Source organism: Marinomonas shanghaiensis (assembly GCF_003259175.1).
In the GTDB taxonomy this organism is placed as follows: Bacteria; Pseudomonadota; Gammaproteobacteria; order Pseudomonadales; family Marinomonadaceae; genus Marinomonas; species Marinomonas shanghaiensis.
The window spans coordinates 1-23,879 of sequence record NZ_QGOK01000037.1 but is presented as its reverse complement, the minus strand read 5'-3'; the positions used below and the strand labels follow the sequence as shown (position 1 = coordinate 23,879).

Genomic DNA, 23,879 nt, shown 5'->3' with positions numbered 1-23,879 from the left:
AAGGCCGACCTACATTTTGGTGGGTTTGGTTGGGCGTTATCCGTTTTTGACGGCCTGGTGGTGCGACTAACAAGGTCGATGGATGCGATTTCGTGACAATCTCACTATGCCTGAATTTGGGGTGTTTTTGGTTAAAATTTTCCTGACAATCTTTCTATTAAATATCTTTGAAATGCCTGTAAATCATCGACTTATAAGTAATAGTGAAAAATTGTCATTTTTTTTGTGACAATTTGGGTTGTGGCGTTTTTAGCAACAGGGTCTAATAGGCGTTATCCTTAATTCATTCATTATTTTAAGACTCCCATACAAGGACGCTTCATGACTCAGGACATCGTAATTCTGGCCGCCGGAAAGGGCAGCCGAATGAAATCCGCTTTTTCTAAGGTATTGCATAAAGTCGGTGGTACAGCCATGGTGAGACGGGTGCTAACCACGGCTAGCACCCTTCCAGAATCCAAATTGCATCTTGTTGTAGGACATCAAGGCGAGCAGGTCGAAGCGAATTGTCAGGATTTTTCAGCCAATATTGTTTGGCAAGATAATCCGCAAGGTACAGGCGACGCGCTACGTCGTGTTGCGCCTTATCTGCAAGCCGATGGCGCCACATTAACCTTATACGGTGATGTTCCCCTGATTCGTTCCTCAACATTGGCAAAGATGACCGCGTTATCGACGCCAAATACCTTGGTTTTATTGACCATTGCTCTTGATAATCCAACCGGCTACGGCCGTATCGTGCGTGACGATCAAGGCAAGGTGATTGCCATAGTCGAGCAAAAAGATGCCTCAGCCAGCCAACTGGCTATCAAGGAAGTGAATACTGGTATTTTATTGGCACCCAACAAGCATCTACAGACTTGGCTCGCTTCGCTCACGAATTATAATGCCCAAGGCGAATATTACTTGACCGATGTGATTGCGATGGCGGCACGTGATGGTGTGGATATTGTGACGGTTAATCCAGAGAACGAAGCCGAAGTGGCGGGTGTGAATGACAGAGTGCAATTGGCCGCGTTGGAAAGAGAACTGCAAAAACAGCAGGCAATTTATTTGATGCAAAATGGCGCGACCTTATTAGACCCATCTCGTATTGATGTGCGTGGTGAATTGATCACCGGTCAAGATGTTATCATTGACGTGAACTGTGTGTTCGAAGGCAAGGTTGTATTAGGGAATGGCGTTGAAATTGGCCCAAATTGTCACTTAAAAGATTGCCAAATTGGGGATAATACCGTCATAAAAAGCAACACATTAATTGACGACAGCCAAGTAGGCGAGAGCTGTGACATTGGGCCTTTTGCGCGTTTGCGTCCTGGTACAGAGCTGTCAAACCACGCCAAAATCGGCAATTTTGTGGAAACCAAAAAAGCGCGTATTGGCGAAGGCAGTAAAGTGAATCATTTAAGTTACATTGGTGATACCGATATGGGGGCCAATGTAAACGTAGGTGCTGGAACGATTACGTGCAATTACGACGGTGTGAATAAACATCTCACTCAAGTCGCCGATAACGTGTTTATCGGTTCCAATACCTCGCTCGTTGCGCCAGTACACATCGCAGAAGGGGCAACCATAGCAGCCGGTTCGACCATCACCAAACAAGTGGGTGAAAAGCAGCTTGCTTTTGCCAGAGCGCGACAAACGAACAAAGATAACTGGCCTCGTCCCGTTAAAAAGTAACGGCTCTCTAAAAAGGCCAAAAAGGGGCCAGATCCCTTAAACAATTTTCTCGAATGACATACAACTTTATTAAGGGATCTGGCCCCTTTAGCAGACTTAAAAAAGGACTCTTACATGTGCGGAATAGTTGGCGCCATTGCACGCCGTAACGTATCAAAAATACTGATCGAAGGGCTTAGCCGCTTAGAATACCGTGGTTATGACTCATCCGGTGTAGCGATTAATAACGAAGAAGGCGTGTATTCGCACCGTGCCGTAGGTAAGGTGCAGGCCTTGAAAGACAAGTTTGAGGTTCAGCCGCTGGATGGCAAAATGGGCATTGCTCATACTCGCTGGGCAACCCATGGCAAACCAACAGAAGCCAACGCACACCCGCATTTTTCTGGTGATGACCTTGCTTTGGTTCACAATGGCATCATTGAAAACCACGAACCACTGCGCCGTGAATTGAAAGACAAAGGTTATGAATTCAAATCCGAAACGGATACAGAAGTCATCGTTCATCTGATTCATGATGCCATGAAAACACAGCCCGACTTACTAAAAGCCGTGCAAGTTACATTAACAAAATTGCACGGTGCTTTTGCGATTGGCGTAGTGCAAAAAGACGATAACGACCGTTTCATTGCGGCTCGTAAAGGCAGTCCGCTGGTGGTTGGTGTCGGGATCGAGGAAAACTTCGTTGCGTCTGATCAGCTGGCTTTATTGCATGTAACCGATCAATTTATCTTCCTAGAAGAAGGCGATGTTGTTGAAGTCAGCCGCGATGGTGTGTCTATTTATGATGCAAAAGGCGATTTACAAGAACGCCCAATCAGTGTGTTTAACCATAATATTGATGCCACCGACAAAGGTGAATTTCGTCATTACATGATGAAAGAGATTTACGAACAACCGAAAGTGATCAGCGCTTGTTTGGAAGGTCGTATCAGCGAAAGCAAAGTATTGACCAGCTGTTTTGGTGCGGATTCTGCTTTCTTAAAAGAAGTGGAAAATGTCCATATTGTTGCCTGCGGTACCAGTTACCATGCGGGTATGGTGGCAAAATACTGGATCGAGGACTTAGCAGGGATTCCTTGTAGTGTCGAAGTCGCCAGCGAATACCGTTATCGCAAAGTGGCTGTGCCAAAGAAAACCTTGTTTTTGACCTTGTCACAATCGGGTGAAACCGCCGATACGTTAGCCGCGTTGCGCATGGCAAAAGAGTTGGGTTACCTAACCACATTGGCGATCTGTAACGTGCCATCCAGCACGTTAGTACGTGAGTCAGCACTTACTTTGCTAACCAATGCTGGACCAGAAATTGGTGTAGCATCGACCAAAGCTTTCACCACGCAATTGACGGCCTTGTTGATCACCAGTGTTGCCATTGCTGTGGAAAATGGCTTGTCTGCTGAAAAAGAGAAAGCGCTGGTTCAAGCACTGCGTTCTTTGCCTGCTCACGTCAATGATGCGCTGTTACAAGATGCTCATATTAAAGAAGTGGCTGATCGCTTTGCCAATAAACACAACGCCTTATTCTTGGGCCGTGGCACCATGTACCCTATTGCGCTAGAAGGCTCATTGAAACTGAAAGAGATCTCCTACATTCACGCAGAAGCTTACCCAGCGGGTGAACTGAAGCATGGTCCATTGGCCCTGGTCGATGAAGACATGCCAATTATTGCCCTAGTGCCACATAACGACATGCTAGACAAACTCAAGTCTAACTTGCAAGAAGTGGCGGCTCGTGGTGGTGAATTGTACGTCTTTGCGGATAAAGACACGGATCTAAACAACGAAGAAAACATCATTTTCACTGAAGTGCCAAAAGTAGACAGTATTCTAGAACCGATTGTCCACACTATTCCATTACAGTTACTGTCCTACCATGTCGCCGTGGTCAAAGGCACAGACGTAGACCAACCACGTAACCTAGCAAAATCAGTTACCGTGGAATAAGGTTTGGTTTTGTATTATCGGCTTTTGACGGCCTACAGGTGATTAGTTTTATGTAGGTCGTGCTTTAATGCGTCAAGGTTTTGGTTTGGTGTAATTAGGCTTTGACGGCCTAAAGGCCGACCTACATTTTGGGTGGGTTTGATGTCATCGGGCTTGGATGGCCTACAGGTGATTAGTTTTTATGTAGATCGTGCTTTAGTGCGTCAAGGTTTTGGTTTGGTGTAGTTAGGCTTTGACGGCCTAAAGGCCGACCTACATTTTGGGTGAGGTTGGTGTAATTAGGCTTTGACGGCCTAAAGGCCGACCTACTTTTTGGGTGAGGTTGGTGTAATTTGGCTTTGATGGCCTACAAGTGATTGGTTATATGTAGGTCGTGCTTTAGCGCGTCAAGAGTTTTGGTTTGGTGTAATTAGGCTTTGACGGCCTAAAGGCCGACCTACATTTTGGGTGGGTTTGATTCATCGGGCTTGGATGGCCTACAGGTGATTAGCTTTATGTAGGTCGTGCTTTAGCGCGTCAAGAGTTTTGGTTTGGTGTAATTAGGCTTTGACGGCCTAAAGGCCGACCTACCTTTTGGGTGGGGTTGGTGTCATTGGGCTTGGATGGCCTACAGGTGATTAGTTTTATGTAGGTCGTGCTTTAGCGCGTCAAGGTTTTGGTTTGGTGTAATTAGGCTTTAACTATGCCACTACAGACGGCCTAAAGGCCGACCTACCTTTTGGGTGAGGTTGGTGTCATCGGGCTTGGATGGCCTACAGGTGATTGGTTTTATGTAGGTCGTGCTTTAGCGCGTCAAGGTTTTGGTTTGGTGTAATTAGGCTTTAACTATGCCACTACAGACGGCCTAAAGGCCGACCTACCTTTTGGGTGAGGTTGGTGTCATCGGGCTTGGATGGCCTACAGGTGATTGGTTTTATGTAGGTCGTGCTTTAGCGCGTCAAGGTTTTGGTTTGGTGTAATTAGGCTTTAACTATGCCACTACAGACGGCCTAAAGGCCGACCTACCTTTTGGGTGAGGTTGGTGTCATCGGGCTTGGATGGCCTACAGGTGATTGGTTTTATGTAGGTCGTGCTTTAGCGCGTCAAGGTTTTGGTTTGGTGTAATTAGGCTTTAACTATGCCACTACAGACGGCCTAAAGGCCGACCTACCTTTTGGGTGAGGTTGGTGTCATCGGGCTTGGATGGCCTACAGGTGATTGGTTTTATGTAGGTCGTGCTTTAGCGCGTCAAGGTTTTGGTTTGGTGTAATTAGGCTTTAACTATGCCACTACAGACGGCCTAAAGGCCGACCTACCTTTTGGGTGGGGTTGGTGTCATTGGGCTTGGATGGCCTACAGGTGATTAGTTTTATGTAGGTCGTGCTTTAGCGCGTTAAGGTTTTGGTTTGGTGTAATTAGGCTTTGACGGCCTAAAGGCCGACCTACCTTTTGGGTGGGGTTGGTGTCATTGGGCTTGGATGGCCTACAGGTGATTAGTTTTATGTAGGTCGTGCTTTAGCGCGTTAAGGTTTTGGTTTGGTGTAATTAGGCTTTGACGGCCTAAAGGCCGACCTACCTTTTGGGTGGGGTTGGTGTCATTGGGCTTGGATGGCCTACAGGTGATTAGTTTTATGTAGGTCGTGCTTTAGCGCGTTAAGGTTTTGGTTTGGTGTAATTAGGCTTTGACGGCCTAAAGGCCGACCTACCTTTTGGGTGGGGTTGGTGTCATTGGGCTTGGATGGCCTACAGGTGATTAGTTTTATGTAGGTCGTGCTTTAGCGCGTTAAGGTTTTGGTTTGGTGTAATTAGGCTTTGACGGCCTAAAGGCCGACCTACCTTTTGGGTGGGGTTGGTGTCATTGGGCTTGGATGGCCTACAGGTGATTAGTTTTATGTAGGTCGTGCTTTAGCGCGTTAAGGTTTTGGTTTGGTGTAATTAGGCTTTGACGGCCTAAAGGCCGACCTACCTTTTGGGTGGGTTTGATGTCATCGGGCTTGGATGGCCTAAAGGTGATTGGCTTTATGTGGGTCGTGCTTTAGCGCGTCAAGGTTTTGATCTTTGTATCATCTGTCTTTAGATAGTTTCAAGAAAACAATTTGCGTCACTCCCTCCTAGAATCAACAAACGTATACCATACTAAAATCTGTTAAGTGAAATATATTTTTTAGATATTTTTACAATCAGAGTCTGATGAGATACCTAAAAATACGAGGTGTTCTGAAAACCCACTTAAATTTGCGCCTAATTAGTGGATTTTTAGTGAAAAAAAATGGTCTTCATCCTAAGTAATGGTATAAGTGGTCGCGTTAGTTGGACAATGCCTTTCGGAGTAATCAGGTAGACTTATTATGCAGTGGTTTCAATCTAGATTAATTTTTCGTGTATTTTTTACCACTTTCTTACCGACCTTATTGTTGGTGCTGGCGTTTTTGCCAGTTTACCAAAGTAGCCAGCAAACATCGGTTGCCAATCAACAGGTGGCGGAGTCCTATTCCATCATAGCGGATTTGAATCAATTGCTTCAGTTTATTGTTGATTCACAAACTGCGGTACGCGGCTATTTGCTAACAGGAGACGATGGTTTCCTAGAGCCCTACTACCAAAGCGTATCAGCGGTGAGAACGCTTCAGCAAAAAATGATCAATAGCGCTGAGTTAACAGACCAGCATAGAAATATATTGGCTGAGGTTAACATTGGTTATGCAGACTGGCAGCGCTTGGTCGCTAAAGCACAAATTGAATCTTATCGAAGCAATGAATCCAGTAAGCAAGTGACTTTTGCTGATGAAGGCAAGCAACGTATTGATACGTTAAAAGCTTTGGTGGATCAGCTCATTACCTTGGAGTATTCGCGTCTAAAGCAACGTCAGGAACAAAGCAGTAAAGCCGCCGATGACGCTCGGTCTTTTTTGATGGCGAGCATGTTTTTTAGCTTGGCGCTGGCTTTTGTCTTCGCCAGCTTTACGGCATTTTATACCGCTAATTCCTTGAATCAAATTACCCAAGTAGCAAGAGCTTTCGCCTCAGGGGATTTAAAACAAAGAGCCAACACCAAAGGGCGGGATGAGTTCACCATATTGGGAACGGTGTTTAATCAACTTGCAGAGCAATTACAGCAAATGATGCATCTGGAAAAACAACAGACGCAACAATTGCACCTGCAAGTTGAGAAATTAGTCAAAGCCAGAATTGAAGACGCTCGTCAGCTCAAATTAGTGGGAGAATTGTTACAAAGTTGTCAAAACGAAGCCGAAGCGGCGGATGTGGTAAGAATCAGTTGCCAAAAAATATTCAGTGGCAGCAGTGGGGCGCTTTTTTTATCAGATGAAGACGGTTTCAAGATGGCCTCGGGCTGGGGTACTGGCGATTATCAAGAATACTTTGAACATGATAGTTGCTGGGCCGTTCGCCGAGCAAAATTGCATTTTTATGAAAGCAATGACACAGCACTACAGTGTGACCATTTGCGCGATCATACAGCGCCTGTATTGTGTATTCCATTATTGGCAAGGGGAGATCTTGTTGGTGTGCTCAGCATCGAACCCTGTCTTGATTTTCAGTCGGCCGCAAGTTGGTTAGAAGAGAACCAAGAGGGAGCAGCGAACCTTGCGGAGCAATTGGCATTGGCACTGATGAACATCAAATTGCGTGATTCTTTGCAGGAACAAAGTTTACGTGACGCTTTGACAGGGCTTTATAACAGAAGGCAAATGGATCTGAGTTTTGAGGAGGCATTTGAAGAGGCGGTAGAGCAATCTTCGCCACTGTCTGTTTTATTAGTCGACATCGACCATTTCAAAAAATTGAACGATGTACATGGTCATGCCGTTGGAGATGAAGCACTCAAACTCTTGGCGGATTTACTAGAGGATATGTTCAGAGGTACGGACATAGCCTGTCGTTTTGGAGGGGAGGAGTTTGTTGTCTTATTGCCTGGAGCCGATTTAGCAAGCGCAGTAAAAAGAGCGGAAGAGCTTAGAGAGCGTTGCCAAGCAATGACGCTGTTCACGGAAGGTCAGCCACTTAACTTTACGTTATCGATAGGTGTAGCTGCTTTAGAGGCTGAAATAGGCCAGCCAGATGAATTGCTTAAGCGTGCAGACGATGCTTTGTACAAAGCAAAAAATCAAGGGCGTAACAGAGTTGAAACAGCGGACTTAATGGACAGTTAGTGTCATTTGCAACGGAGTTTCATGGACATTCGCCTTATTCGTAACCTCTTGTAAAGCGACATAGAGTTGTGTCGATGCTTAATCTATAATTCGCGAGTCATTGGCCTCTATCACTGGAAGGGCTTATTATGCATCAGACTACCAGCACAGAAAACGAAGTTGCACGGCTCAGAGCGTTACAAGAATTAGGGCTTCTTGACATGCCTGATGATCATCGTTTTGACCGCATTACTCGCCTCACCAAAGTCATATTTGATACCCCGATTGTGTTTATCAGTTTCGTGAGCAAGGATCAGCAGCTTCTGAAATCCAGCATTGGGACTGATATTATCAGTACACCTAGAAGCATCTCGTTTTGTCATCACGCCATTGAACAAGATAAATTGATGATTGTTGAGGATGCCTTGCTAGATGAGCGCTTTCAAGACAACCCTTTAGTAATTGGCGACCCTCACATACGTTTCTATGCGGGAGCGGTACTTAGATCCTACGATCAATATCCAATAGGTACACTGTGTATTATTGATACTAAACCACGTCAATTATCAGAGTATGAACAGACACTGTTGTTGGATTTGGCGCAAGGTGCGCAGAACGAACTTCATCTCCATTTTATGCACGCTCTACAGCAAGAAAATCAGCGCTTATCTTGGATAAGCGGACAAATCTCCAACGGGGTTTTATACACAGATGTTAATAAGCGTATAGTCTGGTGCAACGAGGGGTTTAGTCGATTATCTGGCTATCGTCTCGATGAATTAAGAGGCAAGAAGCCAAGTGAAATATTGCAAGGGCCAGAAACCTCTCAAAAAACCATTCAAAAACTAAAGCGCCAAATAGACAAAGAATGGCCTTTTGAAGCGGATATTTTGAATTACAATAAAAGTGGTAAAGCCTACTGGGTCCATATATATGGCGTGCCTTTAAGAAGCAGTACAGGTGATATTTATGGTTATATCGCCATACAGCGTGATGTAACCGCAAAAATGAACAGCTACTTAGAATTAAAAAAATTAGCTTATGTAGATGAATTAACAGGCTTAGCAAATCGAAGGTATTTGGATGAGCGTTTAGAGCAACTGACAGCGTCTGTTTCTATTAATACGCAGTTGGCGCTTTTTATTATAGACCTCAATGGTTTTAAAAGAATCAATGATACCTTTGGGCACCTCGCAGGTGATGAAGTCTTGGCAGAAGTTGCCTCTCGACTCATTAATGTCACCAAACAAGAAGACATCCTTTCTCGATTAGGAGGAGATGAATTCGCCATTGTTATCAATGGCATCACTCAGTACGAAATAACGCGAACGTGTGAACGTTTACTAAAGCTGTGTTTAGAACCTATCTTATTAGAAACGGGTGATGAAGTCGCGTTTGGTATGAGCATCGGTGTGGCGCGTTATCCAGACGATGCAAACACAGTAAAAACCCTGTTTCAACTGGCAGATCAGGCGATGTATCAAGCGAAACAGAATCAAACCGGTGCGTCTATTCATACGGCATTGAATGAATAAACGCATCATCTTTATTCTTTTTATTCTGTAGGAAATAGCTTGCGGATACGTGAAAGTATATGAGCATCAATAACCTATTATTGATAAGAGAAGGGTGATATGTATTTGATTTGTTTGCGTATTTTTTTGTCATTTTGTGTATTTTAATTTAATAACCGATATGTGAAATATAATTTTGATTTATAATTCATAGGTTTTTAATACATGCTAGAACGTTATGATTCTAATATGTATATCATGAGGAAATAGCTTGTTCGATGGTTCTCATCGATAGTTAATAACCAAGATGCAAAAGGAAGGGAGGATCTATTTATTTTGTCTTGTTGATAACAGTAAGTTATTTGAAAGACGAAATAGATTACTTAAAGATGAGTCGTTCTTAAGTAGGCTAGCATCATAGCAAACGACGAACTGGATACAGGGGAAAGAAATGATCAGAGATATGAAGATTGGCGTGCGCTCGGCCGTCGCCTTTGGGATTTTAGGTGTAATCACCTTTTTGTTAGGTGTGTTTTCTATTATGCAGCTAGCGAAAATAAACGAAGTGACAGATATTTTGAGTCTGCATAGAATTCCGGCTTTGTCCACCGCGACAGAGCTGAGACGCGATATATTGCGCAGCCAAATACTGATTGCGGAACTGTCTGATGCACAGAATCAGCAAGAACGTGATGACGTTAAAAGACAAATGGATGCCATCGTTAAGGAATACGATGAGTCTGAAAAAATCATGTACACGTTAGCTCGTAGTCCAGAAGCAAAAGCGATCTTAGACAATGTTGCCAGTCTGCACGATGCTTTTATAACCACCTTGCCAGTGTTATACAAGTTGTCCGATGAGCAGAATATCACGGCAGCATTGGCTTACCGACGCAATACTGTTACGCCTGCAGCTGAAGTGTTAACGGCAGAAGTGGATAAACTGGGGCAGTTTCAGTTGACGCGTGCGAGTCAAGTGAATGATCAAGCCACACAGACTTATACTAACTCCAGAAGTGCGTTGATTTCGGGCATTATTGTCACCTTAGTTGTATTAAGTGCACTTGCGTATTTCTACAGTCGCAGTTTGACACAGCCTCTTAGCTACGCAGTGGCGGTGGCTAAGCGTGTTGCAAATGGCGACTTGACCGAGCAAATCACAGATAACCACAATGATGAAGCCGCAGATATGCTTAGGGCGTTAGCAGCGATGCAAACACAACTGAGACAAACACTCACGTTAATCAGCGATTCATCTCAGCAGCTTGCGGCGACGTCCGAAGAATTAAGTGTGGTGACCAATCAGTCTTCTCAAACCATGTCTCAACAGAGTAATCAGTTAGAACAAGCCGCGGCCGCGGTGAATCAATTGACCGCTGCGATTGAAGAAGTTGCACGCAGTGCAAGTTCGACCAGTGATAACGCTGAAGTAGCAGATGAAAAAGCTCAGTTAGGCCAAGCAAAAATCAATGAAACCATTAAAACCGTCGAATTGTTAACCACAGACATTCAGCATTCGGCTAATGGCGTAACCACATTAGCGGGCAATGTTAAAAACATAGTTTCTGTTTTGGATGTGATTCGAGCCATTGCAGACCAAACGAATTTGCTCGCTCTAAACGCAGCCATTGAAGCCGCGCGTGCGGGTGAAAGTGGTAGAGGTTTTGCCGTTGTGGCCGATGAGGTCAGAGCGCTTGCGCATCGTACGCAAGAGTCCACCAAAGAAATTGAAAAAATGATTCAATTGATTCAGTCCGAAACCGATCAAGCGGTTACGAATATGACCAACAGCAATCAACGCGCCGAATCTACTTTACTGATGGCAAATGATGCGGGCCAAGCGTTTAATGAAATAACCCGTTTGATTGGTCAGATTAGCGATCAAAACGTCACCGTTGCCAGTGCCGCAGAAGAGCAAACCAGCGTAGCAAGGGAAGTGGATAAGAACTTAACCCATATCCTTGACCTGTCAGCGCAAACTGCAGAAGGGGCGAATCAAACCAGCGCGTCGAGTCTGGATTTATCACGACTCGCTGAGCAATTGAATAATCTGGTTTTAAAATTCAGGCTCTAAAAAAGAGAAACGTGTTTCACATTGGAGCACGTTTAAACCGTTCCCAATGTTGAATGGTAGATGGATGAACCGGTTAAGATAGACAGGTCAACATAGAAGGCGTTAGCGTCAAAAACACAGAACAAAGCCCGATGCGACGAAAACTTTTCTAGACGTATCGGGCTTTTTATTTGTTAAACCGCTTAGAAGGAGCGGTGATCGAATAATGTGGCGAGCAAAATCTTGGCTGAGGTTTTACTTGCTGTCTTGGTTTTGCAGGGCGACATAGAAATCCTCTAGCGTAACGGGTTTTGATAAAAAATACCCTTGTGCTGAGTCACAGTTGATCGCCCTAAGGGTATTAAGCGTATTTTTATCCTCCACCCCTTCTGCCACTGTTGTTAGTCCAAGTGTTTTTGCCAACACCACAATGCCTTTTACTAGGCTATAGTTCTTTAAGCTGTAATGGTCTGCAGATTCATTGAGCTGCCTGACAAAGGATTGGTCAATTTTTAACGTAGCGGCTTTGAATCGACTTAAATAATGTAAGTTAGAATAACCCGTCCCGAAATCATCAATCGCAAAGCTAATCCCTTTCTCATTAAGGGTTTCGATTTGCGAATCGATCGCCTGTTGATCTTGCATCAACATGGACTCCGTAATTTCTAATTCTAAATACTGAGGCGACAAGCCTGAAGCCGCCAAAATACCAAACACATGTTCAGGCAACATACCGCTGCTTAACTGTGCGGCTGATAAGTTCACCGAAACGGGAATATCGTAGCCTTTTTCAAGCCAATGTTTGCAATCCTGACAGGCTTGTTTTAGCACAAACAGACCAAGATCATCGATTAAACCGTTTTCTTCCGCTAAGGGAATAAACACAGCTGGACTCACCCAACCAAACTCTTTGGATTGCCAGCGAGCGAGGGCTTCCACACCATTAATCGTCAAGGACGCCAGATCGTATTTAGGCTGATAGACTAAAAAAAGCTCGTTACGGTCAATCGCTGAGCGCAACGATTGGATCATTTCTAATTTTTTACGATGCTCATCTTGCCACTGTGGTTGGTAAAGTAGAGCCGCATTTTTTCGGCTGAGTTTTGATCGGTACATGGCTTGATCAGCAAGCCGACAAAGCTCATTAAAATTCGAACCATGAGCAGGGAAATGTGACACTCCAATGGAAGCAGAAACTTTAAAGGTACGTAATTCTATTTGTATTTCTTGAGCGATTGTTTCGAGAAATAATTCGTAACGCTGTCTGCAATCGACACTATTTGAATAAAGAAGTACCAATACAAATTCATCACCACCAAATCGACAGCAAATCTCACCAGGTTTTAGCAGTGCATTTAAGCGATCAGCCAAAATCTGCAGTGTGATATCGCCATAATGATGCCCATAGGCGTCATTAATGGGTTTAAAGTTATCAAGGTCGATAAACACAACAGACAACTGTTTTTCTGTCTTGGCAAGCGCATTAAAGGCTTGTTCTGCATTGGTGCGATTAGATAAACCAGTCAGTGGGTCTAATGTCGCAATTCGTCTAACTTCTTTTTGAGATTTCCTAGATGCTTGATTTTCGCTCCATAAATCGTACAGCAATGAACGAAAATCTTTAGCAATAAACCACGCACTAAAACTGGCAATAAAAAGGCATAAGTTGATCACCACAACAGAGACATTACTTACTTTTGGTGCCGGACTAGGCCAATAGCCTAGACGAATAGCAAGCAAGAGTAGAGAGCAGTAAAGGCTGATGAATACGGCCAAACATAGGAAAGTGAGCTTTGAACAAAAAAGTGCCGCATATACCAAAATAATGGCATAACACATGACAATAGGGCTATAAATAGCGTTGTTATTGGTAATGAGAGCACTTATTTGCAGCGTGATTAACCACAGAAAGCAAGCCACAGCCAGCTTGTTGTTGGGGCGCGAATGGATAAGCCAAAAGATAGCGCACATCCCAACCGCCGAACAAAGTAGGATGATTTGTGCCATGGGACCAGCAAAAGTCGATCCAACAAGAGAGCCGACAAAAAATACCGAGATCACCTTGATAAAGTGTTGTCTTTGTCTTTGAGCAAGTTCTGCTGGCTTATAAAGCATGACTACTCCTGTTAAATAGTAATTGTGATTAAACAACTGAGTGTGAAGTATTTTAAGTAATCAGAACGCCAGTGCCAATATTCATAAATGACAGATAGCGGTCTTCTGGGTGCAACAGAATATAAGAATGACAACCACAATTGTGATGCGACCTTTTACCTGTTGCCGAGAGAGATAGCAAGAGGGAGTGGTCTGTACGGAGAAACTTTGATGAAACCAACCATGAAATTGGCGGTGTATCCATGATGATAAAAGCCGCAGGCTACGAATGTCATGCTGGAGTAGGGGCGTGACTCCCCTCATCCAGCGTATTTTTTGATGACATCGGATTGAACCGACAACAAGCACCATGCACTATAAAAAAGAATATGACGGTCTTTTATAAGCTCGCCAAATACACCGCTGGTGTGCCTTTTACATCGGAGCTGTAAAGTACTGACTTATTGTCTGGCGTAAACGATGGATGAGGGTGATTGATCTGACGATCGCCATTCAAGACGGTCCAGCTGGTGTTGTGTTCAGCAATGGCTCGAATATCACCTGTGTTGAGATTGAGCAGGTACAGGTTGGGATCGTTTTGTATCGTGTGCCCATCATGATCGGATACGTCAACTGGCGTGCCTGAGCCGTCCCCCACTATTAGTGTTCCATCGTAGTTACTCATGACATGGCTACAAGCTGGCATGTACGCTTCGACGGTAAAGGCCAGTGTTTGTGCATCGACAGAGCACAGTTGTCGCTTGTCGGTATGGGGCCGATAAGACACAAACATCATTTTAGAACCATCCGGCACGAAAAACTCGTGGGTGCAGGATTCATCTTCGTCCTGCTCATAGACTTTACGCATATTCTCGCCATTTTCGTCAATCATCCACATGCGTGTTGCCACTAAATCGTGAGGGCCTTCATGGCAGAAGGCAATGGTATTATCGTCATTTGGCCGATACAGCGGATGCCCAAGCCAAATGTTTTCTTCAAAGATAATGGTGCGCTGGCCAGTTTTAAGATCGATTGAGATCAAACGGCAACGTGGCTTTTGGTGATAGAACTGAGCAAACTTCTCCCAACTGTCCAAACTCATGTAATCCGTATCTTTGATTTCAATCGCAACCACTTTCGTACAGTCTGAATTGGGTACCCAAGTGCCGTAGCCAACCCAGCCTTTAGCCACCTCATACAGCACACTGTGTTCTTGGGTTTCAAGATCAACACGAATGAGCTGCTTGTTATTTTTCACAAAGATCAGTGCGTCATCTTGTGTGGTAAGAAAGCCACCAAAGACGTTATCGCCTTTGCCTTCAGTAAGTTGTATGGCGCTTTCATTTTGTAAATCCAAAAGATGGTAGTTTCTGTTTGTGTCGAAATTAGCCGAGATAAGTAGTTTATTGCCATCTTCAGTGAAGCATTTTTGGTAAAAATAGTTGCGGTGGCAGATGCTACCGTTCGGTGTTAACTGAGTAACAATGGCGCCAGTGCTGGCATCAACAGTGCGCTGAAATGCCAAAGGTGTGATCTGTCCAAGTGACATAATATCCTCTCTTATTTTTGTTAGTACGGTATTGCCTGTGCTGCTCATGTCGTGTCAGCGGGGGCTTTTTTTATTTATCAGGACTGCTTTTATTGACGACGGCATATCTTGCATCCCCTTACCTTCCTAAAAGCCTCCACAAGATCTAAAAGATAGCATTTAAAAAACAATAAAAAAATAAAAATGAAAAACTGTTTTAAAAAAATAAATTTATCGTTGTTATTTTTTTATTGTTCTTCTAATATGTTTTGACAACGTCCAATAAAAACAACAATCAGAGTTGCACACTATGTATGAAAATCATCGCCTAGGGTTGCTGTACATCAGTCCGTATATCATCGGCTTACTGCTGTTTACAGCCTTTCCTTTTTTGTCATCCTTGATCATCAGTTTCACCAACTACGATCTTATTAATCCACCGGAATACGTTGGCTTAGATAATTATCGTTACATGATGGATGACGATACCTTCTACCAATCTATGGGGGTCACGTTCGCGTATGTGTTTCTGACCATTCCGCTAAAACTTGCCTTCGCACTCTTTATTGCCTTCGTGCTGAACTTCAAGCTTCGCGGTATTAAGTTCTTCCGCACCGCTTATTACATTCCTTCCATTCTGGGAAGCAGTGTGGCGATTGCCGTGTTATGGCGGGCGATATTTTCCCTTGATGGCTTACTTAATAACTTTTTAGGGATTTTTGGCGTCGAAGCGATTTCTTGGTTGGGGGAGCCTGTGTTTGCCATGTTCTCTGTGACCTTGTTACGAGTATGGCAGTTTGGTTCGGCCATGGTCATCTTCCTAGCGGCGTTACAGAGCGTACCGCAATCTCAGTATGAAGCGGCATTGATTGACGGAGCCTCTAAATGGCAGATGTTTACCAAGATTACCGTGCCTCTTATTACTCCCGTTATTTTCTTTAACTTCATCATGCAGACGACTCAGGCGTTCCAAGAGTTCACCGCGCCGTATGTTATTACCGGCGGTGGACCGGCTAAATCGACGTATTTGTTCTCGCTTTATATCTATGAGACGGCATTCAAGTATTTCGATCTTGGCTATGGCAGTGCGCTTGCTTGGGTGTTGTTTTTAGCTGTGGCGGTTTTTACGGCGATTTCATTCAAATCATCTAAGTACTGGGTGTTCTACTCAGGTGATAAGGGCGGTAAGTAATGATGAATAAAGTATTCCCAAATAAAGCAGCCTTGTCTGCTGACTTAAAAAACAATCCAATGCTAAGAGCAGAAATTCGTAAGCAACGAGTGGGCGCTTCTATTCGTTACATTATTCTGCTGTTTTTTGGATTGGTCATGCTATATCCGCTATTTTGGATGTTCTCAGCGGCCTTTAAACCCAATCATGAAATCTTTAGTTCGTTGAGTTTATGGCCGAAAGAATTTTCCCTAGACGGTTTTATCAATGGCTGGAATACCGGCACGGAATATACCTTTGGTCGATTCTTTCTGAATACCTTGTATTACGTGGTGCCGAAAGTGATTTTGACGGTGATCTCATCGGTGATTGTCGCCTATGGTTTTGCTCGTTTTGAGATTCCCTTTAAGAAATTTTGGTTTGTTACCTTGGTGGCGACTATTTTGCTACCAACGTCGGTATTGCTGATCCCTCAATACTTGATGTTCCGTGAAATGGGCATGTTAGACAGCTATTTGCCTTTGTACTTACCAATGGCTTTTGCGACCCAAGGTTTCTTCGTTTTTATGTTGATTCAGTTTTTACGAGGCTTGCCTACGGACATGGAAGAAGCGGCACAAATTGATGGTTGTAACTCCTATCAGCTGCTTTGGTACATCGTTGTACCCATGTTGAAGCCTGCCATTATTTCTGTCGCGCTGTTCCAGTTTATGTGGTCAGTGAACGATTTCTTGGGTCCGCTTATTTATATTTCCAGCGTAGAAAAATACCCAATCGCATTGGCTCTTAAATTGTCCATTGATGTCACCGAAGGTACTCAGTGGAATGAAATTCTGGCGATGGCATCCATTGCCATTGTTCCGTCAATTGTTGTTTTCCTAATCGCACAGAATTACTTCGTAGAAGGAATTTCGTCCGGTGGCGTTAAGGGATAGGTGAATAGTATGTCTAAAGTTGTATTTGAAAATTTGACCAAAGTGTATTCGAACGGCTTCAAAGCAGTTCATGGCATTAACCTAGAAATTGAAGACGGCGAGTTCTTAGTCGTGATCGGGCCCTCTGGCTGTGCGAAATCGACGACGTTGCGTATGTTGGCGGGTTTGGAATCAGTTACTGGTGGCTCTATTAGTATCGGTGGAAAAGTCGTAAATGGCTTACCGCCTAAAGACCGTGGCATTGCCATGGTGTTCCAAAACTATGCACTGTATCCCCATATGAGTGTGCGTGAAAACCTCGGCTTTGGTTTGAAATTAGCAAAAGTCAGTAAGGCGGATATTGAAAAACAAGTGAATGAAGCCGCTGAGCTGCTTGAGCTTACGCCTTTACTAGATCGCTTGCCGCGTCAGCTTTCTGGCGGTCAGGCGCAACGTGTTGCGGTGGGTCGTGCCATTGTCAAACGCCCTCAAGTCTTCTTGTTCGATGAGCCTTTATCTAACCTAGATGCCAAGCTAAGAGCATCAATGCGTGTGCGTATTTCAGATTTGCACAAAACCCTGAAAAAGACCAATCGTTCGGCAACCAGTGTCTACGTTACCCACGATCAGACCGAAGCCATGACCATGGGCGATCGTATTTGCGTGATGAAAGACGGACACATCATGCAAGTAGATACGCCAGCCAACCTTTATAAGTACCCAAAAAACCTGTTTGTTGCCGGATTCATTGGCGCGCCAGAAATGAACATGGTTGAGACCCGTTTAGATCGCACGGGGGAAGGCAAATGCCATTTGGCCTTGTCGTCTCAGATGTTGGGTTTGCCAGATGAAAAACTGCAGAAAGTCTTAACCAACTTCACCGAGGACGTGGTGTTTGGTATTCGACCTGAGTTCATCAAATTAGCGGATGAAAATTCGCCGCAGGATGAAATCATCAGGGGCACCATTGTACGCATGGAAAACATGGGCGCAGAGTTTTATGTCCACTTTACTGTAGAGGACAGAGAACTGTGTACACGGATACCTGCAGATGTGGTCGAAGCCAAATTATTAGACGCCATTGGCAAAGAACAACTTTTCCATTTTGAAATGAATAACGGTCATATTTTTAGTAAAGCAACCGAGATAAACATCTCGCTGTAAAAGACAGACAAACACGAAAAAATTGTATCGCAAATAAAAAGCCAACGAGGAAAAGCAGCATGAAAATAAGAACAATCGCTCTGTTCGTCGGATTAGCGTCCGCAGGTTCCATGATGAGCATCAACGCCAGTGCCGAAGATCTGCGCATGTCATGGTGGGGAGGGAACTCCCGACACACAGCAACCAACGAGGCTGTTAAAGAGTTCGAAAAAGTGCATCCAGAGATTTCTGTGAAAACAGAATACACCGGTTGGGGCGGTCATCTAGAACGATTAACCACCCAGATAGCGGGTAATACCGAGCCAGATGTGATGCAAACCAACTGGAATTGGATGCCAATTTTCTCCGCGCGAGGGGAGGGTTTTAAAGACTTGCGTGAATACAGTAATGTGCTGGACTTATCCCAATTTGATCAATCGGCCCTTGAGGCAGGCACCAATAATGGCAAGTTAAACGGCATTCCAGTTTCTATGACTGCACGAGTCTTTTATTACAACAAAGACACTTGGGCAAAAGCCGGATTGCCTTATCCCGTTACTTGGGATGATTTGATGAAAGCGGGGCCTGTTTTTAAAGAAAAATTGGGCGATGAATACTTTCCTCTTATGTTAGAAGGCCGTGACATTATTGCCATGAACCGTTCTTTTATGGTGCAAAAATACGGTATACCCATGATTGATGAGGCGAGTAAAAAATTCGCTTACAGCGATGAACAAATGCTCGAATTTTTCAAAATGTACGAAGACATGGTCAACAACCATGTTACCCCAAGCAGCAAATACGTGGCGAGTTTTGGTAAAGCCAACCTGTACGAGCATAAACCTTGGATTAATGGGGAATGGGCAGGGGTGTATATGTGGAACTCTGCCATCAACAAATACAACGACAATTTAAGACCACCGCAGTCAATGGAATTGGGCTTTTACCTAATGCAAAAAGGCGCCGATGACGCAGGTCTATTCTACAAACCGGCACTGATGCTCTCAATCGGAAAAAACAGTAAAAACCCAGAAGGCGCAGCAAAGTTAATCAACTTCCTATTAAACGAGCCAGCAGGCTACAACGCAATGGGCTTGGCTCGTGGCGTGCCATTGAGCTTGGCTGCCCGTCGTGCCTTATCACTGGATGGCACCATCAAAGACGATGATTTATCGGTCGCTGGTTTGGCTCAAATCGACGATTTGCCCAAAAAACTGATCACCTCCCCGCATTTTGAGAATCCGAAAATACTCGGGTTATTTGAAGAGATGATCGAAAAGATGGACCAAGGATCGATGACGGTCGAACAAGCGGCAAAAGAATTCATGTCTCAGGGAAATCGCATTTTGCGTAGAGCGATTAAATAAGCATAGCGCTGTAAAGCCTAGGAAAGAGGCGTGACACACAATTGACTTTTGTAGGTCGCGGCTTTAGCCCGACAAGACGTTATTTGGTGTAGTGAGTTTTTTGTCGGCCTAAAGCACGACCTATATTGTCCAAAAATTTAATAAAGATGAGGAAACACTATGTTCGACCTGACAGGAAAAGTAGCCATTGTGACAGGATGCAACACCGGCCTTGGGCAAGGAATGGCATTAGCATTGGCAAAAGCAGGCGCTGATGTGGTGGGCGTTAACCGAGACAATCCAACACAAACCATCGAACTCATGGCAAAAACAGGCCGTCAATTTCACAGTGTCATTGCCGACATGAGCAAAATGGACAGCGTTGATTATGTGATCCAAGAGGCGGTTTCAGCGTTTGGGAAAGTCGATATTCTTGTGAATAACGCAGGAATCATTCGTCGCAATGATGCGCTGGATTTCACCGAAAAAGATTGGGACGATGTAATGGACTTAAATATTAAAGCGGTCTTTTTTATGTCTCAAGGCTTTGCCAGACAAGTCATCGCCCAAGGCACTACAGGCAACATTATCAATATTGCCTCTATGTTGTCTTACCAAGGCGGCATTCGTGTGCCCTCTTATACCGCCTCAAAAAGCGGCGTGATGGGCGTGACACGTTTACTGGCGAACGAATGGGCGAAACACGGTATCAATGTTAACGCTATCGCCCCTGGTTACATGGCGACGGACAACACAGCGGCGTTACGCGCTGATGAAGATCGTTCAAGTGAAATCCTCAGTCGTATACCAGCGGGTCGTTGGGGAACGCCTGGAGACATGGCCGGCCCCATTGTGTTCTTAGCATCGGAGGCATCGCGTTATGTAAATGGCTATACCATTGCGGTAGACGGAGGCTGGCTAGCGCGATAAATTGCCCATTTTCAAGGCGTGCGGACAGTTTGCGGACAATGGTGTAAACCATAACAGATGTCCGCACCCGTCATGTCTGACGTTTTTTAATGGGTGAGAGTGACTATTACGGTTTCATTTTGTAATCTTGGCTGTAACAACTATAAAATTGCATTACAATTGCAAAATCCTATTTCAAAAAAAATGAAACTAATATGACAAACGAAGAGAACAATCAACAAATCGAACCCGTATCCTCGGTCATGAAAGTGTTTGCGATATTAAACGCGATGGCAGAACACAAATCCGTCGGCGTAACAGAGCTATCGCAAACCGTGATGACATCAAAAAGTACCGTCTATCGGTTTTTACAAACCATGAAAATGCTTGGTTTCGTCTCCCAAGAAGGCGACGATGACCGCTATTCACTGACGTTAAAACTGTTTGAAGTGAGTTCAAAAGCCCTTGAACACGTGGATCTGGTGTCCTTAACTGAGCCCTACATGGCGAGCATTGCCGAGCAAACCAAAGAAGCATTGCACCTTGGTATTCGTGACGGTGATGGCATCATCTACATCTATAAAGTAGACGCACAATACAATCTGCGTATGCAATCTCGTATTGGTGGTCGTAACCCGCTTTACTCCACTGCCATTGGTAAAGTGTTACTCGCGGAACGCCCAGAAAGCTATATCCGCGACGTTTTTAAAGACACGCAATTTGTACCTTCTACGGAAAAGACACACCGTACCATAGACGCCTTGTTAGAAGAGCTCCAGCAAGTCAAAGTACAAGGTTATGGTGTCGACAATGAAGAGCAAGAAGAAGGTCTACGCTGCATAGGTAGCCCTATCTATGATCGTCTCGGCAACGTTATTGCAGGGTTAAGTCTATCTTTCCCAACTCTACGTTACACGCCTGAAAAGTTTGAAAAGTACGTTAGCCTATTGCAAGAAGCGACGAGCAAAATATCGGAAAAACTCGGTCACACTAAATAGTATGACCTTAGTCTCTTTAAAAGCTGGCCTCATTATGACGCCAGCTTTTTTTATGGCTCTTGATTGGTTTTATCATCGCTGAATGTGGATTGTAGAAAATTAACTGCATAGTTATAAAAATAAATGAAACAGCTTTTCATAAAAGATTGAATAATGTTTTATCACTGCTATAGTAGAGAGGTCTACAACAAAAATACAAAGAGTTGTCCTATGTTTGTTTACAATAACGAAGTTCCTCTGGAAGACCTTGGTGCAGGTGTATCCCGCAAAATCATGGCCTATTCAGATAACATCATGACAGTGGAAGTGCACTTTGAAAAAGACGCCATTGGTCCACTGCATAGCCATCCCCATGAACAATTAACCTATGTATTGTCGGGTCAATTTGAATTCACTATCGGCGATGAAACCAAAATCGTTGGCCCAGGCGACACTCTGTACAAAAAACCAAACGTCATGCACGGCTGTCGTTGTTTAGAACCCGGCATACTGCTCGACAACTTCACCCCCGTACGCAAAGACTTTTTATGAACAAGCGTCCTGCCACAAGGACCTAATCAAACCACTCAGGAGAAAATAATGAAAATTGCACTGATGATGGAAAACAGCCAAGCGGGCAAAAACGCGACCATCCTGGCACAACTCAACGCCGTTGCAGGCCCTTTAAACCATGACGTCTTTAACGTGGGCATGAGCGATGAAAACGATCACCACCTAACCTACATTCACCTAGGCATCATGGCGAGCCTATTATTGAACTCAAAAGCCGTCGACTTCGTGGTTTCTGGCTGCGGTACAGGACAAGGTGCCATGATGTCGCTAAACGCTCACCCAGGTGTGATATGTGGCTACTGCCTAGAACCTTCCGACGCCTTCTTGTTTAACCAAATCAACAACGGCAACGCCATCGCCATGGCCTTTGCCAAAGGCTTCGGCTGGGCCGCCGAACTCAACGCACGTTACATCTTCGAAAAAGCTTTCACCGGCCCACGTGGCGAAGGTTATCCAATAGAACGCAAAGAGCCCCAAGTGAAAAACGCCGGCATCCTCAACCAAGTCAAAGTCGCCACCATGAAAGACAACTACTTGGATGGCTTAAAAGCCATGGACCAAGACTTAGTGAAAACCGCCGTATCCGGCGAACGCTTTCAACAATGCTTCTTCAACAACAACCAAAACCCAGACATCGAAGCCTACGTACGTTCGTTGTTATAAATCCCTTACCACGCCAAAGGCCGACACAAACCCAACCACGTGTCGGCCTTTATGCCGTCAAAAACGAATCACCCCAAACCCAACCACGTGTAGGTCGGCCTTTAGGCCGTCAAAAACGAATCACCCTAAACCCAACCACGTGTAGGTCGGCCTTTAGGCCGTCAAAAACGAATCACCCTAAACCCAATCACGTGTAGGTCGGCCTTTAGGCCGTCAAAAACGAATCACCCTAAACCCAATCACGTGTAGGTCGGCCTTTAGGCCGTCAAAAACGAATCACCCTAAACCCAATCACGTGTAGGTCGGCCTTTAGGCCGTCAAAAACGAATCACCCTAAACCCAATCACGTGTAGGTCGGCCTTTAGGCCGTCAAAAACGAATCACCCTAAACCCAATCACATGTAGGTCGGCCTTTAGGCCGTCAAAAACGAATCACCCTAAACCCAATCACGTGTAGGTCGGCCTTTAGGCCGTCAAAAACGAATCACCCTAAACCCAATCACGTGTAGGTCGGCCTTTAGGCCGTCAAAAACGAATCACCCTAAACCCAATCACGTGTAGGTCGGCCTTTAGGCCGTCAAAAACGAATCACCCTAAACCCAATCACGTGTAGGTCGGCCTTTAGGCCGTCAAAAACGAATCACCCTAAACCCAATCACGTGTAGGTCGGCCTTTAGGCCGTCAAAAACGAATCACCCTAAACCCAATCACGTGTAGGTCGGCCTTTAGGCCGTCAAAAACGAATCACCCTAAACCCAATCACGTGTAGGTCGGCCTTTAGGCCGTCAAAAACGAATCACCCTAAACCCAATCACGTGTAGGTCGGCCTTTAGGCCGTCAAAAACGAATCACCCTAAACCCAATCACGTGTAGGTCGGCCTTTAGGCCGTCAAAAACGAATCCCCTCAAACCCAATCACGTGTAGGTCGGCCTTCAGGCCTTCAGGCCGTCACAAGCCGATAATGCCAAATCAAATTATCATTAAATAAAAACCCTTGACGCGCTAAAGCACGACCTACAAAAATCAACGTCAAAAGCCGATGTCACCAAACCCAATCACATGTAGATCGGCCTTTAGGCCGTCAAAAACGAATCACCCTAAACCCAATCACATGTAGGTCGGCCTTCAGGCCGTCAAAAACGAATCACCCTAAACCCAATCACGTGTAGGTCGGCCTTTAGGCCGTCAAAAACGAATCACCCCAAACCCAATCACATGTAGGTCGGCCTTTAGGCCGTC

The 23,879-nt window shown here is 44.7% G+C and carries 15 protein-coding genes; 13 read left to right on the top strand and 2 right to left on the bottom strand.

All coding sequences use genetic code 11. The features are described 5' to 3' along the window. Window positions 1-321 precede the first annotated feature (321 nt). From glmU to DKT73_RS19635, 5 genes are all read left to right on the top strand, one after another. Window positions 322-1,683 carry a bifunctional UDP-N-acetylglucosamine diphosphorylase/glucosamine-1-phosphate N-acetyltransferase GlmU gene (glmU, locus tag DKT73_RS19655; protein ID WP_111640222.1) on the top strand — a complete coding sequence of 454 codons (1,362 nt, stop codon included), beginning with the start codon at window positions 322-324 and terminating at the stop codon, window positions 1,681-1,683. A gap of 114 nt (window positions 1,684-1,797) precedes the next feature. Next, complete coding sequence (glmS, locus tag DKT73_RS19650) at window positions 1,798-3,624, top strand: glutamine--fructose-6-phosphate transaminase (isomerizing) (protein WP_111640221.1); 1,827 nt, start codon at window positions 1,798-1,800, stop codon at window positions 3,622-3,624. Between the two features lie 2,327 nt (window positions 3,625-5,951). Further along, a complete protein-coding gene (locus tag DKT73_RS19645) occupies window positions 5,952-7,775 on the top strand; it encodes a sensor domain-containing diguanylate cyclase (protein WP_111640220.1) in 1,824 nt (607 codons plus the stop codon). A gap of 128 nt (window positions 7,776-7,903) precedes the next feature. Next, window positions 7,904-9,289 carry a diguanylate cyclase domain-containing protein gene (locus DKT73_RS19640; protein WP_111640219.1) on the top strand — a complete coding sequence of 462 codons (1,386 nt, stop codon included), beginning with the start codon at window positions 7,904-7,906 and terminating at the stop codon, window positions 9,287-9,289. Window positions 9,290-9,719: 430 nt separating this feature from the next. Beyond that, window positions 9,720-11,342 (top strand): methyl-accepting chemotaxis protein, encoded by a 1,623-nt coding sequence (locus tag DKT73_RS19635; RefSeq protein ID WP_111640218.1) that lies wholly within the window; start codon window positions 9,720-9,722, stop codon window positions 11,340-11,342. Window positions 11,343-11,576: 234 nt separating this feature from the next. On the opposite strand, the gene DKT73_RS19630 is transcribed toward DKT73_RS19635, so the two are convergent. Continuing rightward, the gene (locus DKT73_RS19630; protein ID WP_111640217.1) at window positions 11,577-13,436 is read right to left on the bottom strand and encodes a putative bifunctional diguanylate cyclase/phosphodiesterase; all 1,860 of its coding nucleotides are present in this window, start codon (window positions 13,434-13,436) and stop codon (window positions 11,577-11,579) included. A 379-nt stretch (window positions 13,437-13,815) separates the two neighbouring features. After that, window positions 13,816-14,964 carry an oligogalacturonate lyase family protein gene (locus tag DKT73_RS19625; protein ID WP_111640216.1) on the bottom strand — a complete coding sequence of 383 codons (1,149 nt, stop codon included), beginning with the start codon at window positions 14,962-14,964 and terminating at the stop codon, window positions 13,816-13,818. A 289-nt stretch (window positions 14,965-15,253) separates the two neighbouring features. Between DKT73_RS19625 and DKT73_RS19620 the strand changes: the two genes are divergently transcribed. From DKT73_RS19620 to DKT73_RS19585, 8 genes are all read left to right on the top strand, one after another. Beyond that, a complete protein-coding gene (locus DKT73_RS19620) occupies window positions 15,254-16,135 on the top strand; it encodes a carbohydrate ABC transporter permease (protein ID WP_111607095.1) in 882 nt (293 codons plus the stop codon). Further along, window positions 16,135-17,049 carry a carbohydrate ABC transporter permease gene (locus DKT73_RS19615; RefSeq protein WP_232827943.1) on the top strand — a complete coding sequence of 305 codons (915 nt, stop codon included), beginning with the start codon at window positions 16,135-16,137 and terminating at the stop codon, window positions 17,047-17,049. Before DKT73_RS19620 ends, DKT73_RS19615 begins: the two co-directional genes overlap by 1 nt. A 9-nt stretch (window positions 17,050-17,058) precedes the next feature. Further along, window positions 17,059-18,192, top strand: coding sequence for an ABC transporter ATP-binding protein (locus DKT73_RS19610; RefSeq protein WP_111640215.1), 1,134 nt, complete (start codon window positions 17,059-17,061; stop codon window positions 18,190-18,192). A 59-nt stretch (window positions 18,193-18,251) separates the two neighbouring features. Next, window positions 18,252-19,538 carry an ABC transporter substrate-binding protein gene (locus DKT73_RS19605; RefSeq protein ID WP_111640214.1) on the top strand — a complete coding sequence of 429 codons (1,287 nt, stop codon included), beginning with the start codon at window positions 18,252-18,254 and terminating at the stop codon, window positions 19,536-19,538. A 159-nt stretch (window positions 19,539-19,697) separates the two neighbouring features. Further along, the gene (gene kduD / locus DKT73_RS19600) at window positions 19,698-20,447 is read left to right on the top strand and encodes a 2-dehydro-3-deoxy-D-gluconate 5-dehydrogenase KduD (RefSeq protein ID WP_111640213.1); all 750 of its coding nucleotides are present in this window, start codon (window positions 19,698-19,700) and stop codon (window positions 20,445-20,447) included. A 194-nt stretch (window positions 20,448-20,641) separates the two neighbouring features. Then, a complete protein-coding gene (kdgR, locus tag DKT73_RS19595) occupies window positions 20,642-21,424 on the top strand; it encodes a DNA-binding transcriptional regulator KdgR (RefSeq protein WP_111607091.1) in 783 nt (260 codons plus the stop codon). A 210-nt stretch (window positions 21,425-21,634) separates the two neighbouring features. Continuing rightward, complete coding sequence (locus DKT73_RS19590; RefSeq protein WP_111640212.1) at window positions 21,635-21,955, top strand: cupin domain-containing protein; 321 nt, start codon at window positions 21,635-21,637, stop codon at window positions 21,953-21,955. 48 nt (window positions 21,956-22,003) lie between these two features. Further along, window positions 22,004-22,639, top strand: coding sequence for an RpiB/LacA/LacB family sugar-phosphate isomerase (locus DKT73_RS19585; RefSeq protein WP_111640211.1), 636 nt, complete (start codon window positions 22,004-22,006; stop codon window positions 22,637-22,639). Window positions 22,640-23,879 lie beyond the last annotated feature (1,240 nt).

What these genes read in the sequence shown, in the direction of transcription:
- DKT73_RS19620 (WP_111607095.1), top strand. Translation starts at nt 15,254, where the DNA reads ATGTATGAAAATCATCGCCTAGGGTTGCTGTACATCAGTCCGTATATC.
- DKT73_RS19625 (WP_111640216.1), bottom strand. Translation starts at nt 14,964, where the DNA reads ATGTCACTTGGACAGATCACACCTTTGGCATTTCAGCGCACTGTTGAT.
- DKT73_RS19630 (WP_111640217.1), bottom strand. Translation starts at nt 13,436, where the DNA reads ATGCTTTATAAGCCAGCAGAACTTGCTCAAAGACAAAGACAACACTTT.
- kduD (WP_111640213.1), top strand. Translation starts at nt 19,698, where the DNA reads ATGTTCGACCTGACAGGAAAAGTAGCCATTGTGACAGGATGCAACACC.
- kdgR (WP_111607091.1), top strand. Translation starts at nt 20,642, where the DNA reads ATGACAAACGAAGAGAACAATCAACAAATCGAACCCGTATCCTCGGTC.
- DKT73_RS19645 (WP_111640220.1), top strand. Translation starts at nt 5,952, where the DNA reads ATGCAGTGGTTTCAATCTAGATTAATTTTTCGTGTATTTTTTACCACT.
- DKT73_RS19635 (WP_111640218.1), top strand. Translation starts at nt 9,720, where the DNA reads ATGATCAGAGATATGAAGATTGGCGTGCGCTCGGCCGTCGCCTTTGGG.
- DKT73_RS19640 (WP_111640219.1), top strand. Translation starts at nt 7,904, where the DNA reads ATGCATCAGACTACCAGCACAGAAAACGAAGTTGCACGGCTCAGAGCG.
- DKT73_RS19585 (WP_111640211.1), top strand. Translation starts at nt 22,004, where the DNA reads ATGAAAATTGCACTGATGATGGAAAACAGCCAAGCGGGCAAAAACGCG.
- DKT73_RS19590 (WP_111640212.1), top strand. Translation starts at nt 21,635, where the DNA reads ATGTTTGTTTACAATAACGAAGTTCCTCTGGAAGACCTTGGTGCAGGT.
- glmS (WP_111640221.1), top strand. Translation starts at nt 1,798, where the DNA reads ATGTGCGGAATAGTTGGCGCCATTGCACGCCGTAACGTATCAAAAATA.
- DKT73_RS19605 (WP_111640214.1), top strand. Translation starts at nt 18,252, where the DNA reads ATGAAAATAAGAACAATCGCTCTGTTCGTCGGATTAGCGTCCGCAGGT.
- DKT73_RS19610 (WP_111640215.1), top strand. Translation starts at nt 17,059, where the DNA reads ATGTCTAAAGTTGTATTTGAAAATTTGACCAAAGTGTATTCGAACGGC.
- glmU (WP_111640222.1), top strand. Translation starts at nt 322, where the DNA reads ATGACTCAGGACATCGTAATTCTGGCCGCCGGAAAGGGCAGCCGAATG.
- DKT73_RS19615 (WP_232827943.1), top strand. Translation starts at nt 16,135, where the DNA reads ATGATGAATAAAGTATTCCCAAATAAAGCAGCCTTGTCTGCTGACTTA.